General features: G+C 31.4%; 14 protein-coding genes. 8 read left to right on the top strand and 6 right to left on the bottom strand.

Features of this window, described 5'->3' with window-relative positions:
* The first annotated feature begins 15 nt into the window (after positions 1-15).
* The 4 genes from nreA (at position 16) to ACZ267_RS01185 (ending at position 4,051) form a co-directional block, all read left to right on the top strand.
* A complete protein-coding gene (gene nreA / locus ACZ267_RS01200) occupies positions 16-468 on the top strand; it encodes a nitrate respiration regulation accessory nitrate sensor NreA (RefSeq protein WP_002465468.1) in 453 nt (150 codons plus the stop codon).
* A 9-nt stretch (positions 469-477) separates the two neighbouring features.
* Positions 478-1,509: a nitrate respiration regulation sensor histidine kinase NreB gene (nreB, locus tag ACZ267_RS01195; RefSeq protein ID WP_058714575.1), complete on the top strand. Its 1,032-nt coding sequence runs from the start codon at positions 478-480 to the stop codon at positions 1,507-1,509.
* A gap of 22 nt (positions 1,510-1,531) precedes the next feature.
* Positions 1,532-2,185, top strand: coding sequence for a nitrate respiration regulation response regulator NreC (nreC, locus tag ACZ267_RS01190; protein WP_047211302.1), 654 nt, complete (start codon positions 1,532-1,534; stop codon positions 2,183-2,185).
* Between the two features lie 714 nt (positions 2,186-2,899).
* Entirely contained in the window at positions 2,900-4,051 is a 1,152-nt protein-coding gene (locus ACZ267_RS01185; protein WP_047211030.1) for a nitrate/nitrite transporter, read from the top strand.
* Between the two features lie 53 nt (positions 4,052-4,104).
* Here ACZ267_RS01185 and ACZ267_RS01180 read toward each other — a convergent pair whose 3' ends face one another.
* Positions 4,105-4,521, bottom strand: coding sequence for an Hsp20/alpha crystallin family protein (locus ACZ267_RS01180; protein WP_002467271.1), 417 nt, complete (start codon positions 4,519-4,521; stop codon positions 4,105-4,107).
* Positions 4,522-4,759: 238 nt separating this feature from the next.
* Positions 4,760-5,206: a MarR family winged helix-turn-helix transcriptional regulator gene (locus tag ACZ267_RS01175; protein WP_002450328.1), complete on the bottom strand. Its 447-nt coding sequence runs from the start codon at positions 5,204-5,206 to the stop codon at positions 4,760-4,762.
* 164 nt (positions 5,207-5,370) lie between these two features.
* Between ACZ267_RS01175 and ACZ267_RS01170 the strand changes: the two genes are divergently transcribed.
* The 3 genes from ACZ267_RS01170 (at position 5,371) to ACZ267_RS01160 (ending at position 8,020) form a co-directional block, all read left to right on the top strand.
* Positions 5,371-6,000, top strand: coding sequence for a nitroreductase family protein (locus ACZ267_RS01170; RefSeq protein WP_047211029.1), 630 nt, complete (start codon positions 5,371-5,373; stop codon positions 5,998-6,000).
* Between the two features lie 128 nt (positions 6,001-6,128).
* Positions 6,129-6,494, top strand: a complete 366-nt coding sequence (locus ACZ267_RS01165) for a DUF3139 domain-containing protein (protein WP_002467273.1) — start codon at positions 6,129-6,131, stop codon at positions 6,492-6,494.
* Positions 6,495-6,742: 248 nt separating this feature from the next.
* Positions 6,743-8,020, top strand: a complete 1,278-nt coding sequence (locus ACZ267_RS01160) for a cation:dicarboxylate symporter family transporter (RefSeq protein WP_002467272.1) — start codon at positions 6,743-6,745, stop codon at positions 8,018-8,020.
* A 546-nt stretch (positions 8,021-8,566) separates the two neighbouring features.
* Here ACZ267_RS01160 and ACZ267_RS01155 read toward each other — a convergent pair.
* From ACZ267_RS01155 to ACZ267_RS01140, 4 genes are all read right to left on the bottom strand, one after another.
* Positions 8,567-8,911, bottom strand: a complete 345-nt coding sequence (locus ACZ267_RS01155; RefSeq protein ID WP_047211028.1) for a DUF4889 domain-containing protein — start codon at positions 8,909-8,911, stop codon at positions 8,567-8,569.
* Positions 8,912-9,273: 362 nt separating this feature from the next.
* A complete protein-coding gene (locus ACZ267_RS01150; RefSeq protein WP_370657653.1) occupies positions 9,274-9,705 on the bottom strand; it encodes a pyridoxamine 5'-phosphate oxidase family protein in 432 nt (143 codons plus the stop codon).
* A 67-nt stretch (positions 9,706-9,772) separates the two neighbouring features.
* Positions 9,773-11,875: an AraC family transcriptional regulator Rsp gene (gene rsp, locus ACZ267_RS01145; RefSeq protein ID WP_047211027.1), complete on the bottom strand. Its 2,103-nt coding sequence runs from the start codon at positions 11,873-11,875 to the stop codon at positions 9,773-9,775.
* A gap of 936 nt (positions 11,876-12,811) precedes the next feature.
* Complete coding sequence (locus ACZ267_RS01140) at positions 12,812-13,183, bottom strand: DUF1722 domain-containing protein (protein WP_047211026.1); 372 nt, start codon at positions 13,181-13,183, stop codon at positions 12,812-12,814.
* A 384-nt stretch (positions 13,184-13,567) separates the two neighbouring features.
* Between ACZ267_RS01140 and ACZ267_RS01135 the strand changes: the two genes are divergently transcribed.
* Positions 13,568-15,007 carry a sucrose-specific PTS transporter subunit IIBC gene (locus tag ACZ267_RS01135; protein ID WP_002466028.1) on the top strand — a complete coding sequence of 480 codons (1,440 nt, stop codon included), beginning with the start codon at positions 13,568-13,570 and terminating at the stop codon, positions 15,005-15,007.
* Positions 15,008-15,025: the final 18 nt, after the last annotated feature.

The following is a 15,025-nucleotide window of genomic DNA, read 5'->3' as shown; positions in this document are numbered from 1 at the left end:
AAGGGTGGAAATAGTATGATGCCAGATTCAATGTTTGAAAGCCAAAATTTTCAAGAAAATATTGATAGAATTAGATTAGAACAAGGTTTTGATTTTGCAGCGTTAGCTTTTTATGAATCAGCGAGCACCTTTTCACCTATAAAATGGCAATATGTGTCAGGCAATAAGAATGATAGATATAAATTGATTATTTTGCGTAAAGGGCGAGGTCTAGCTGGTAATGTGATGAAAACGGGAAAGAGAATGGTAATTGCTAATGTAGACATGGCTTTAACACCTGATGAAAAGGTTAAGTTTCCTATATTACTCAGTGAAAATTTAACCGCGGTCATAGCGATTCCACTTTGGTATCAACAACAAGTGTATGGTGTCATGTTGTTTGGCCAAAGAAATCATAAACCATTACCAATAAATGTGTATGATATAGATATTTATGAACAATTAGGGATATTTAATGAAGAAATTTAGGTGATTAACTTGACGGTTAATAATGAACAACTTGAAGTGTTGTTAAGACGTTATTTTGAAAGTACAAATGAGAAGATTGTTTTTGTAAATAATAACGGAAAAGTCATAGCAATGAATGAAGCGGCTAAAGAGGTCATTTCGGAAGAAGAAAATTATAGTGCGATGACAAATGCGATATGCAGACGATGCGAGGGTTACACGAATGAGTATGACTTACAGTCATGTAAAGATTGCTTTTTAGATGTAGAACAACCTCATCACTCTCAATTCCAAGTATTTATGAAAACAAAAAACAGAAAAATCGCACCATTTACAGCTTCTTATATTACAATTGATCCGGTTAAAGGCATCAACGCATTTACTTTGCAAGATGTTGCACCTCAAATTGAACGACAAGAAAAAATGAATCAACGTCGAATGATGAGAAAAACAATTTCTGCACAAGAAAATGAACGTAAGCGTATATCTAGAGAATTACATGATAGTGTTATTCAAGAAATGTTGAATATTGATGTTCAATTACGTTTGTTAAAATATCAACAAGATAAAGAGAAGATATTAGAAGATGTTAAAAATATTGAAGGATTAATGTCACAACTCGTTGATGATGTCCGACATTTATCAGTTGAATTGCGTCCTGCATCCCTTGATGATTTAGGACTAGAGGCAGCATTTAAATCGTATTTTAAACAATTCGAAGAAAATTATGGTATGCAAATCAATTATGTTTCTAACATTGTCAATCATCGATTTGATAGTGAAGTGGAAACAGTCGTTTATCGAGTTGTTCAAGAGGCTGTATATAACGCTTTAAAATATGCTGGTGTTAGTGAAGTAGAAGTCACTATTCAGCAAAATGAATTGACTTTAATCGCTGAAATTATTGATCGAGGACAAGGATTTGATCCATCTTCCAAGCCAAGAGGATCGGGACTAGGGTTATATGGAATGAAAGAGCGATCAGAACTTGTTGAAGGGAATTTAAACATAGAAACGCATATAGGTAAAGGAACGATTATTACTTTAGAAGTACCACTGTAAATTAATTTTTGGGGGAATAATGTTGAAAATAGTTATTGCCGATGATCATGCAGTTGTTAGAACCGGTTTCTCTATGATATTGAATTATCAAGAGGATATGGAAGTAGTTGCTACCGCTGCTGATGGTGTAGAAGCCTATCAAAAAGTCATGGAGTTTAAACCTGATGTGCTATTAATGGACTTAAGTATGCCACCAGGTGAATCTGGACTTATCGCAACGAGTAAAATTCATGAAAGTTTTCCTGAAACTAAGATTTTAATCTTAACGATGTATGATGATGAAGAGTATTTATTTCATGTATTGAGGAACGGTGCGAAAGGTTATATTTTGAAAAACGCACCTGATGAACAACTATTGCTTGCTATTAGAACGGTTTATAATGGTGAGACATATGTGGATATGAAATTAACAACCTCATTAGTCAATGAATTTGTAAACAGTAGTAATCAGGAATATACAGATACATCAGATCCATTCAAAGTGTTATCCAAAAGGGAATTAGAGATATTGCCATTAATAGCAAAAGGCTACGGTAATAAAGAAATAGCAGAAAAACTATTTGTATCAGTAAAAACCGTAGAAGCACATAAAACACACATTATGAACAAACTAGAATTAAAATCAAAACCAGAACTCGTAGAATACACCATGAAAAAGAAACTATTAGAATTTTAGAGACCCTTATCGCTTTAGCGATAAGGGTCTCTTATGCCTTAGTGAAGCTAAGGCGAACCGAAAGAATGATCGCTTTAGCGATAAGGGGCTCTTATGCATTAGCGCAAGCTAAGGCGAACTGAAGAAGAAAATCGCTTTAGCGATTAGGGGCTCTAATGCATTTAAAGAAGTACTTCCATTTTAATGGTTAGTACTTCTTACGCAGTAGCGAAAGCTACTGTGATCCTTAAAAGTACTTCCATTTTAATGGTTAAGGGCAGTGGATGACTGGTAAGTTACTACGTGATACTTGTAACTCACCTAGTCATCATATGCCGGGGAAGAACGACGAAATATAAAATTTCTGTTCTTCACCCTCATACGCAGTAGTGAAAGCTACTGTGATCCTTAAAAGTACTTCCATTTTAATGGTTAGGGGCAGTGGATGACTGGTAAGTTACTACGTGATACTTGTAACTCACCTAGTCATCATGTGCCGGGGAAGAACGACGAAATATAAAATTTCTGTTCTTCACCCTCATACGCAGTAGTGAAAGCTACTGTGAACCTTTTAATAGGGGAATTACTTATATAAATAAGGGATTATCCTAATGTTCAGTTTTTCACAAAGTAGATAAAATCAAATTAAGATTAGTTCTATGTTCATTAATACTGCTATTAAAAGGCAGGCCCACATAGTACTAATAAATAAATGAATTCGACGAGGGTAAAAATATGGACAAGACAAAAGGTGGATTTCAACTCACATTACAAACACTTAGCTTAGTGGTTGGTTTTATGGCTTGGAGTATTATTTCTCCATTAATGCCGTTTATTTCTCAAGACATTAAAATATCAGCGGGACAACTATCCATTATTTTAGCAATACCCGTAATTTTAGGATCAATATTACGTGTCCCTTTTGGATATTTAACTAATATTGTTGGAGCCAAATGGGTGTTTTTCTGTAGCTTTATAGTGCTTTTATTTCCAATTTACTTTTTAGGACAAGCACAATCACCAAAAATGATGATGATATCTGGATTCTTTCTTGGTGTTGGTGGTGCCATCTTCTCAGTAGGTGTTACATCAATTCCAAAATATTTTCCAAAAGATAAAGTAGGATTAGCAAATGGTATCTATGGTATGGGAAATATAGGGACAGCCATTTCATCCTTTTTAGCACCGCCAATTGCAGGGATTATTGGTTGGCAAACAACGGTTAGAAGTTATTTGATTATTATTGCTATATTTGCAGTATTAATGTTTATATTTGGGGATAATCGTGAGCCTAAAGTAAAAGTGCCACTAATAGCTCAAATGAAAATCTTATTTAAAAATTATAAACTATACTATACAAGTCTTTGGTACTTTATTACATTTGGTGCGTTTGTAGCCTTTGGACTATTTTTGCCAAACTATCTTGTTCAACATTTTGGTATAGATAAAGTAGATGCAGGTATTCGTTCAGGTATATTTATTGCTTTAGCGACTTTCTTGAGACCAGTCGGAGGTATACTAGGTGATAAATTAAATGCAGTTAAAGTTCTGATGGTAGATTTTGTCATTATGATTATAGGTGCATTAATTTTAGGATTTTCTAATCACATCGCATTATTTACCATTGGATGTTTAATGATAAGTGTATGTGCAGGTATTGGTAATGGTCTTATTTTTAAATTAGTACCTTCATATTTTGCGAAAGAAGCTGGATCAGCAAATGGTATTGTATCAATGATGGGGGGACTAGGCGGCTTTTTCCCACCATTAGTAATCACATATGTTACAGGTATGACTGGTTCAAGTCATTTAGCATTTATCTTTTTAGCTGTTTTTGGACTTATCGCATTAATCACAATGGTTCATTTAAATAAAAAAGAAGCATAAATAAATAACACCCTCATCATGGTTATACCGTGACGAGGGTGTTATATTTTGATTTATAATATAGAAATAGTTGTTGCGTCTTCAGATTCTTGTTGTTGTTTAGGTAAGCGAATATTTAAGACGCCATCTTCAAATGTTGCTTTGATTAAATCTTTATCTACATCTTCAAATTCAAATCGACGCACAAGTTCTCCGTTAGAACGTTCATTCAATTGTGCTTGTCCATTATGAGGCTCTAAATACTTATTAGCTTTAATCGTTAATGTATGATGATCAAAAGTTAATGATATATTTTCCTTTTTAACGCCTGCAAGTTCAGCTTCTATTAAATAATGATCGCTTTCATTATATAAATTAGCTGGAAATGCTTGTGTTGAAAACTGATTAAAAACTTGTTTACCTAAGTCTCTAAACATATCAGTAGGGTCATTTTTCAAAAATGAATTATTAAAGAAGTCGTTACTAGGCATACTATTCGCTCCTTTTGATTAACTAAATTTGAATCATATTTAATTGTAAATTCATTATATGTACTGTTTAGGGTGAGGTAAAGTAAAAAGGATTCATGGAGTGATTACTCGTTCTAGAGAATATAGACAAAAGCTTACAATATGAAACATTGGTTCACATAACTTGGATTTACATGAATAAAAGAAAGATATGAATGTTGAGGGAAAGTTTACTTTTGTCTTTTTCTCTATAGAAGTATTACTTTTCCGTGGATTTATCAAAGTTTTTAGAAACAAACATTTGAAGATGGTTGATTAATTCTTTAGCTTCGTTAACGTCGATATCAAATTCGCCAAATACTTTTAATGACACTTCAGATAATGGTTTTTTAATACTTTTACCATGATCTGTCAGTGAAATTTGAAGATTTCTTTCATCTTTTTCTTCACGAGTTCGAACAACGTAATTTTTCTTTTCTAATTTTTTTAGTAATGGTGTTAAAGTGCCTGAATCTAAGAAAACTCTATCACCTAAAGTTTTGATGTTAAGTTTCTCATCTTCTTCAATCGCCATTAGCACTATATAACCAGTGTACGTGAGTTCGTATTCCTTTAAATAACTAGAATACTTTTTGATTATTTCTTTTGATGAAACATAGAATAAAAAGCATAATTGTTTGCTTAAATAACTATTTTCTACATACATTAAATCACTCCTTGTTAAGCTAACAATATTATGAAGTGTATGACTTGTCAAGTGCCGTTTGAAGTGATATAGGCAAATTGCTTTTCATTTAAAAATTACAAAATTATAATAAAAATTAATTGTTTTGAAATATCAAACGACTTATAAAGAAAGAGGAGAACTTAATGGAAAGAATCTCAAAATTTAATGATGTATTAAAAGGAAGAAAATCTGTAAAAGTATTTGATACTGAATATAAAATTAGTCACGAAGAAATGGATGAAATGATTCAAAAAGCAACTAAGGCACCATCATCCGTAAATATGCAGCCGTGGAGAATAATGGTAGTAGATTCGGATGAAGGTAAAGAAAAAATCTTACCCTCATTTGGGATGAACTCAAGACAAGTGAATACATCGTCCGCGATGATTATTGTTTTTGGTGACTTGAAAAATTATGAAAAAGCTGAACAAATTTATAGTGATGCAGTAAGTAAGAAACATATGACCGAAGAAATAAAAGATAAAATGTTAAGTTGGGTCCTTCCTCATTATAAAGGGCTATCTAGAGAGGGTATGAAAGATATCGTCAATATTGATAGTAGTTTAATGGCTATGCAATTCATGCTTGTAGCTAAATCTCATGGCTATGATACGAATCCAATCGGTGGATTTGATAAAGCTAATATTGCAGACGTGTTAGGTTTAGATAGTGAGCGTTTTGTACCTGTGGTAGCTATTGCAGTAGGTAAAGGTGCACAAGAAGCACATGACTCAGTACGTTTACCACTTGAAGATGTTAGACAATATCTATAATAAACTTGAACCAAACTTTTAAGTGCAAAATTCAGATAAGAATATTTTGTTACAAAAGTTTTATAAGACTTTAAAAATGTATGCTTTTCGTTCATACTAATTAAGATAAGGCAAAAGGAGTCTATAAAATGAGTAGGAAACAGAAATTAATTAGAATCGCTATTATATTAATCATTTCATTAGTTTTAGCATTTGCATTTTTCTTCGCACTTAAAACATATCAAGGCCATAAAAATATTGAAATGGTCGATAGTTATCTTAAAGAACATCATTTAAAAGATAAGATAAAAAAAGAAGAAACTTTGTATAGCGCTAAAAAAGGTGTCTATTATAAGGAAGTTATTTATAAAGACGAGCCTAAAGTAACTTATGTCATACAGCCGATAAGTACAAGAAAAGGTATCTTTGCAGAAGGTTTTGATACTGAAACTAAGAAAAGTTTAAAAAGTGCCAAACACAATTACTTTAATAAAAATTATAAACCTTCAAATTAACCCAAATAATTTTAGGTTATCGATTGAAAAAATCGGTAACCTTTTTTCTTATTGTGTAAGTTTGATATTAGGCTAGAATTATGATTATAACAATGAAAGTGGGAAAAATAACCGTAGTAAAATACTCTGGTTTCACAATTATTTAGAAATTTCAACACAATTATTTGTATTTGTTATTTAAAAAATTATAGCTATTTTTAAGTTATCTGATATAATTAAGTGATGTCAGATGAAGGGGAGTTTGCAATATGGCTCTATTCAAGAGAAAAATTAGCCTTCCAGTGCAAGTATTAATTGCGTTGGTTCTAGGTGTTGTCGTTGGACTTATATTATATGGAAATGAAGAAGCGGCTAACTACATAAAGCCATTTGGAGACGTCTTTTTAAATTTAATTAAAATGATCGTTATTCCAGTTGTGTTCTGTTCTTTAGCGTTATCTATTTCGAACGTAGGGGAGTCGAAAACCGTAGGTCGCTATGGATGGAAAACAATACTTTACTTTGAGATTATAACAACAATCGCTATTGGTCTTGGGATTATCTTCGGTAACTTGTTTAAACCAGGTTCTGGACTTGATCCATCAAAACTACCAAAGGGCGATATTTCTAAATATCAATCATCTGCACACGCTGCAGAACAATCTACATATGGTAACCATTTTATTGATACCATTGTAAACATTGTACCTACAAACTTTTTTGAAGCTTTAACTAAAGGAGAATTATTACCAATTATCTTCTTTGCTGTATTCTTCGGTTTAGGCTTAGCTGCCATCGGTGAAAAAGCAGAACCAGTTAAATCTTTCTTAAATGGTACATTAGAAGCAGTTTTCTGGATGATTAACAAAATTTTAAAATTAGCACCATTAGGTGTCTTTGCATTTATTTGTACAACAATTATTACATTTGGTGCATCAGCTTTACTTCCTCTACTTAAACTTGTATTAGTTGTCGTCTTCGCGATGGTATTCTTTGTAGTTGTAGTATTAGGAATTGTAGCAAGAATGTGTGGCATAAGTATTTTCTCAATTATGAAAATACTAAAAAGTGAAATTCTTTTAGCCTTCTCAACATCAAGCTCAGAAGCTGTATTACCAGTAATGATGAAAAAGATGGAAAAATTTGGTTCACCAAAAGAAATTACATCATTTGTTATACCAATTGGATATACATTTAACTTAGACGGTTCAGCATTGTATCAGTCAATCGCTGCTTTATTCGTCGCACAAATGTATGGTATGCATTTAACGTTAACAGAACAAATTGTGTTAATGTTAACATTAATGCTTACATCAAAAGGTATGGCGGCAGTTCCAGGTACTTCAATCGTTGTTTTATTAACAACATTAGGTGCAATGGGATTACCAGCTCAAGGACTTGCATTAATCATAGGAGTTGACCGTTTATTAGACATGGTACGTACAGTCGTTAACGTTATGGGTAACGCTTTATCAACTGTAGTTATCGCAAAATGGGAAAACTTATATGATAAGAAACAAGGCCAAGAGTATTTAAAATCACTATAAAATAACAAATCTGACATTTTTAGAGCCCCTTATCGCTTAGCGATTAGGGGCTCTTATGCATTAGCGCAAGCTAAGGCGAACCGAAGAAGAAAATCGCATTAGCGATTAGGGGCTCTTATGCATTTAAAGAAGTACTTCCATTTTAATGGTTAGAGGCAGTGGATGACTGGTAAGTTACTACGAGATGCTTGTAACTCACCTAGTCATCATGTGCCGGGGAAGAAAGATGAAATGTAAAATTTCTGTTCTTCACCCTCTTACGCAGTAGCGCAAGCTACTGTGATCCTTAAACGTACTTCCATTTTAATGGTTAGAGGCAGTGGATGACTGGTAAGTTACTACGAGATGCTTGTAACTCACCTAGTCATCATATGCCGGGGAAGAAAGACGAAATGTAAAATTTCTGTTCTTCACCCTCTTACGCAGTAGCGCAAGCTACTGTGATCCTTAAACGTACTTCCATTTTAATGGTTAGACTTATGAGAATACGACAAATATATATACAAAGAAAAGGAAGCAAGTCATCAGGACTTGCTTCCTTTTTAACTACATATGCATATGTCCCATATCATGGATTTGAGTCATTAATCCGTGAGGTACATCATCATGATCTACTTTTTTCACTTTTGCAATTTTGCCAGTTTTTTCATTTTTAGTAATCATAACGAAATCTTCTTTTTTAACAGATACTTTTGCATCTGAAGGAAGTTTAACATTCTTTTCAATTTTTTCGTCTTTTTCACTAATCATTTTATCAATTGTTGTTTCATTTTTCATAACACCATAGTATGTTTCTTTTTTGCCACCAGCCATCATTACGACAACTAAAACAATACATACAATTAACATAATTGCGATAAGACCAAAACCAAGTCCTTTTTTACTCTTCATTTTATATATTCTCCTTTAGTATTGTTGTTTTCTATTTCATTTATACAGAAAATTAGAGTAATTTGCAATTAAATTCAAAATATAAGTGTTTATTATTAATTGAAAAATTCATAAAATATACGTATTTGTGGTTCATTAACGTAAAAATATCGACAAATAAGTATTTGAGCTTCCATTGGTGTGCGTATTAAGTCATGTAATTCCTTTTTTACATAAGCACTTCATTAAATGAGTTTAGTGGCATGGATTAAATTACATGTGTAAACCTCATAATAAATATAAAAGAAGCACAAAAATGATTCGAAACTTTAAATCATCTTTGTGCTATTATTTTGGAATTGTGTCCCAAACTCTCATTATAATTATAATTCAATTGTGAAAGGTGTATCTAAATCTTTGTCATTCATAAGTTTGATAGACTTAGGCGTTACTTTTAATACACATAATTCAGGGTCTTTATTAGAATCAAAGAATGATTTATCTTGCGTTTCCCATAACCAATCAATGACTTTTTGATCTTTGACAACTTCAATCGTTGCATCAATTTCAACAAAACTGTGATTAGTTGTTTCATTATAACCTAATAAAATGTACGCATAAGGATTATCTTCAATTTCTTCAACTTTAATTGAGTTGACATTTGTCTTAGTATAAAGCGTTAATTCATCATTATAAAACACCATATATCTACTATTAGGTTTGTTATTATAAGCTGTAGATAGTACACCTACTTTAGAATGATCTAATACTTTTTCAATCGCTTCAGTTGCTTTTTGATTATCCAATATAATCATCTCCTTAATGATAACTATAACCATAAATCATCATTGTTAAACTTTAGCCATAGTTATATTTAAATCATTAATTAGGTTTAATACAGATATACTTCACTTCGTCGTGTTTTAAAATGATCTTGATGTCTTGATTATCAAGTTCTAGGAGTGATAATTCAGTTTTAGGATGATTAGAACGGTCTAATTGTTCAATCATCTCCTTATCAAGAAACAGTTGTTGTCTGTTTTGAGGTAATAAATTATCAATAGTACCATGTTCATTATTTAACGTTTGGACTGTAATTAATGAATTTGCTTTTAAGTTATTTTTTAATATGAATTCTAGATGTGTATCAGATAAATAGCGATCGTTGATTTTATTAAATAAAATAAAATGATAATTGCCATCTTTTCGACTCAAGATGTAATTATTAGAAATTTGAATAGGTTCATCCACAAATGCATGCGCCATTTTATAAATGTGAATGAGGGGTAGTGCATTACCGAATTCATTAAAAAGAGAAATATAAATTGAACCAGTGGCAATCAATTGGTAACTAATGCCACCACCATAGCGTAATAGTGCAATAATATGACAAACTAAGTCAGCGAGTTGTAATGGATTTGCACCATTGTTAGTATATTTAAAACATTTTAAAGATAAATAATCATACACAAAACGTGTAGATTCTATACCTGAATCTATTATAAATTGTTTATAATTATCGAAATGCGAAGTCGTTCGATTATATGTTTTACTTTTGTTAATCAACAAGGATGTCGTTTCTATATTTTCGATATCGAGTAAATAATAATCAAAATGTAGTCGTCTTAAAATATCATATGTTTTATCTAAAGTTTGATGTTGATGCAATAATCCATCTATAGTTACACCATATTTGATATCTCTATTTTTATTTTTAATCTTCAAATGACATAGATGAATATCATGTATAGTCATTGTTGCTGAATCAAAAATTAGCATTAGTTTGACTGTCTTTTTATTGAGTTGATAGTCGGTATGACCTTGTAAAAATGTTAAGATGAATTGATTAACTGCTTTAAAGTCCACTTTGGATTTAATGGTCATTGCTAAGCCAATATGTCGTTCGAATAATTTATCAAAGCATCTATATAATAAATGATAATTGATTTGATTGGTTGTTAAGTCCTTAATGTCGTTGATAAGTATGACCGGTTCAGGTAAAAATGAAAAATCTATATCGAAATAATCATTAAAGGTGAAGTGAAACAATTCATTGAAATTATCGAGTCGAATAAATGCTTTGGAAGCTTTTGAATGATCTTTAGGATCAAAATGTTCAATATCAATTTTCGTAATTTCTGTAGTTAATTGATCATTGAAAGTAAAGTTTTCTATGAGTGGTAAAAAAGCTGCATGATCATATTCACCAATGTTTAATTGTGGCATTGTATCGATTTGATTGATATATGTGCGGTATTGTTTAGGGCTAAATTGTAAATAATTTTTAAATTGATTCGTAAAATTGGTATGACTAGTAAAACCAGATATTTCGGATATAGCGTTAATTGATAAATGAGAGGTCATAAGTAGTTGAATAGAATGACATAATTTTAGACTTGTAAAGTAGTCTTTAAAATTCATATTCAAATATCGATTAAATAAATTAGAACAATAAGACTCAGAAATACTACTGTGAGTAGCGACATCTTTTAAAGAAATAGGTTGACTTAAATGTTCTTCTAAAAATTGAAGACAATTTGCAAATAAAGGATAGTTGACTGCCATATTAGGTATATAATCGTCTTCTAATTTTACTACTGCTTCTTTATATAATGTTTGGATGATTTTAGGGCACACTTGTTGGTCAATATTATTTTTCGAATCTTGTTGTAAAAGTTGAAGTAATAATGTTTTGATGTAGTCACTTGATTGCAATAAATGTCTGTCAAAGTAACATTGAAAAAAAGATGTATCTTCGATGTAGAAATAAAAAATAGGTATGCTTAATTGAACTAAATGTGTCGCATTTTCTATTTCATATATGTCTCCATGGTTAATAATTGCAATATGAGCATCTAAATCTTTACGTTCACCATTTATTTTAATGCTCAATTCATGACTTAATGAAAACAGTATGATGATTTGATTAATATTACGACATGGCTGCGTTTGATGTTGAGTGGATAGGGTTAAATGGCATGACATGTTATGTGAAGGGACTCCTCTTATTTTTTAGTATCACAATATAATAATCACTTATAAATTGTTCGATTTGAATATATATGAGAATATTCATAGTCTAAGTCATTTAATATGCGATTGAATAATAATATTTATTATAATAGATTTTCATTCAAATAGTAATAGTTAAAAATAAAAGTTATTATAGCAATTTTTGTGAAAACGTAGTCAATTTTGTGTTGTTTACAATACAAATGAGAAATTAGAAATGTAGTAGAGAGTATTTGGAAATTTTAAATAGAGTGAGAATGAAATATTTAGTAGATAATAATAATAGATTTCAATCCAACAGAATTTTAAAAAATTTAATTCCTGGATTGTTAATCTGTGATTTTAAATGTACGTTATACACATCTTAGATATAACAACAAAAGAGAGAGACAACACAGAATCACATACGCCATATTTAGTGAAATAAATAATCAACTTAAAATAAGAATAAACATCAAGATTTAACGCATACAATTCTTATTTCTTCATAACACATATAGCATATGTGTTAAGGCATTATGACATTGGTTTGAAATCGATATGATATAGCAACTAGAATGTGCAGCTGATATTAACCAATAAAGAAATAGGGTAGCATCCTGAGAAATCACATCTTCTGAAAATTAAAGTATGATGAAGCATCAATTTTTAAGTAGCGATAATTTATAATCATTAATTTGAAATACTCCCCCCGAAGTGAAAACAAATTATATGAAGCATGACAATAACTTTCACTGGATGTTATAGCATTAAGTCCTATTTATTGTTTATTATTATTTGGTGATACAACTTAGAATTAATCTTTCTTTAGAATTTAAACATAATGTACATTTAATGTGTCTTAAAGTGACGTACCTTTTCGACACAAAATTAAACAAACGTTCCTTAAAAAATGGAACGTTTGTTTTTTTATTCTTTTAATACAGTACTTTGTTGTATGTAATGTACCTCATATTTATTAGCTAATACATTTAAAAATGACATTAAATCATGAATGGACACCTCATGGTTAACAAATTGTTGTTTCAATTTTTGAGACTTTTGCTTTTCTTCGTCAGTAGCCAACTTTTTAAAGTATCCCCACATATGATCATATGCATTTATGACACTACCTTGACTGGGATCAATAGTGATAGCGTGTTCAATCATCATACGAATTTCCTCGTAAGAGGTTTGATTCTTTAGCTTTTCTCGAATAGCGTCATATTGTTTTTGACTATGTAGTAAAACACGATATTTTTCTTCTCGCCATAATTGTTCAATGCGTCCGCGTTCTTTCAATTTGTACCCTCCTATACGTTTAGTATTTCATATATACCCTTAATCATAATTAGTCAACGACATTACAGGCTGGGACATAAATATATATAGTTCAAGTTACATTTATATATAGACAGTAGTTGACTGTAAAGTCATTCTTTTTCTTTAGAAATTAGTATTTCTTATGCATGAGTTTCACTCATGTATTCCTATTTTAAAGTACGCATTAGCTGTGGCTAATGCGTAAGAACCACTACATAATCAATGATTAGTGGTTCTTTATTATTTCTGTCCCACTCCCTTTAAGCAAAAAGTGAAAAGGTAGTGTTGATTTAATAATTGGAACCGGTTACAATTAAAGTAGTTATTTTGGAACCGGTTCTAAAAATGGGAGGGATTAGACAAATGAACTATAAACAATCTGCAGAAGAGATACTAAATGCCATTGGTGGTGAAGAAAATTTAGATTCAATGGCCCACTGTGCAACCAGACTAAGATTAATTTTGAATGATGAGAGTAAAGTTGATGAAGAAGCATTATCTAAAATGGATGTTGTTAAAGGAACATTTTCAACTGGTGGACAATATCAAATTATTATAGGGTCTGGAACTGTCAACAAAGTATTTAACGAAATGGAAAATATCACAGGTAAAGAAGCATCTACAACATCTGAAGTGAAGGACAAATCGACGAAAAATATGAATCCAATACAAAGATTTGTCAAAATGCTATCAGATATTTTTGTACCGATTATTCCAGCTATCGTAGCTGGTGGCTTATTAATGGGATTAAACAATCTATTAACAGCAAAAGATTTATTTTATGCGGGTAAATCGTTAATTGAGGTACACAGCCAATTTGCAGGATTAGCAGATATGATAAATATATTTGCGAATGCGCCATTTACATTGTTACCTATATTAATTGGATTTAGTGCTGCTAAAAGGTTTGGCGGCAATCCATTTTTAGGGGCTGCACTCGGTATGATTTTAGTACACCCAAGTTTAATGAGTGCCTATGATTTTCCAAAGGCAGTAGAAGCAGGTAAGGCGATTCCACATTGGGATGTATTTGGATTACATATTAACCAAGTGGGTTATCAAGGACAAGTATTGCCTATGCTTGTGGCAGCTTATATATTAGCAACAATTGAAAAGTGGTTGCGTAAAGTAGTACCAACTGTATTGGACAATTTATTAACACCATTGTTATCTATCTTTATCACAGCGTTTTTAACATTTTTATTTGTTGGCCCAATTACAAGACAACTAGGTTATTGGTTATCTGATGGATTAACTTGGTTATATGAATTCGGTGGTGCTATTGGAGGATTAATCTTCGGTTTATTATATGCACCTATTGTTATTACAGGTATGCATCACAGCTTTATTGCAGTGGAAACAACGCTGATTGCAGATCAAGCTAAAACGGGTGGTTCATTTATTTTCCCAATTGCTACGATGTCTAATATGGCACAAGGTGGGGCAGCCTTAGCATCATTCTTTATTATAAAAAATAATAAAAAATTAAAAGGTGTTGCTTCAGCAGCAGGTATTTCAGCAGTTTTAGGTATCACAGAGCCAGCAATGTTTGGTGTTAACTTAAAATTAAGATATCCATTTATTGGTGCAATCATTGGTTCTGGACTAGGTGCGGCATATATTTCATTCTTTAAAGTTAAAGCGATTGCATTGGGGACTGCAGGTATACCAGGATTTATTTCAATCAATCCTAATCATGGTGGTTGGTTACATTATCTAATTGGCATGGTCATTGCCTTTGTAGTATCTGTAGTTGTAACGTTTGTCTTATCTAAAAGAAAAAAATATAAAGAAGTTCAATAAACATAAAAAAGATGGACA

The sequence above is a fragment of the Staphylococcus sp. AC872 genome (assembly GCF_979255425.1).
Note: the sequence above shows the minus strand (reverse complement) of the source record. Positions and strands in the feature narration are given on the sequence as shown.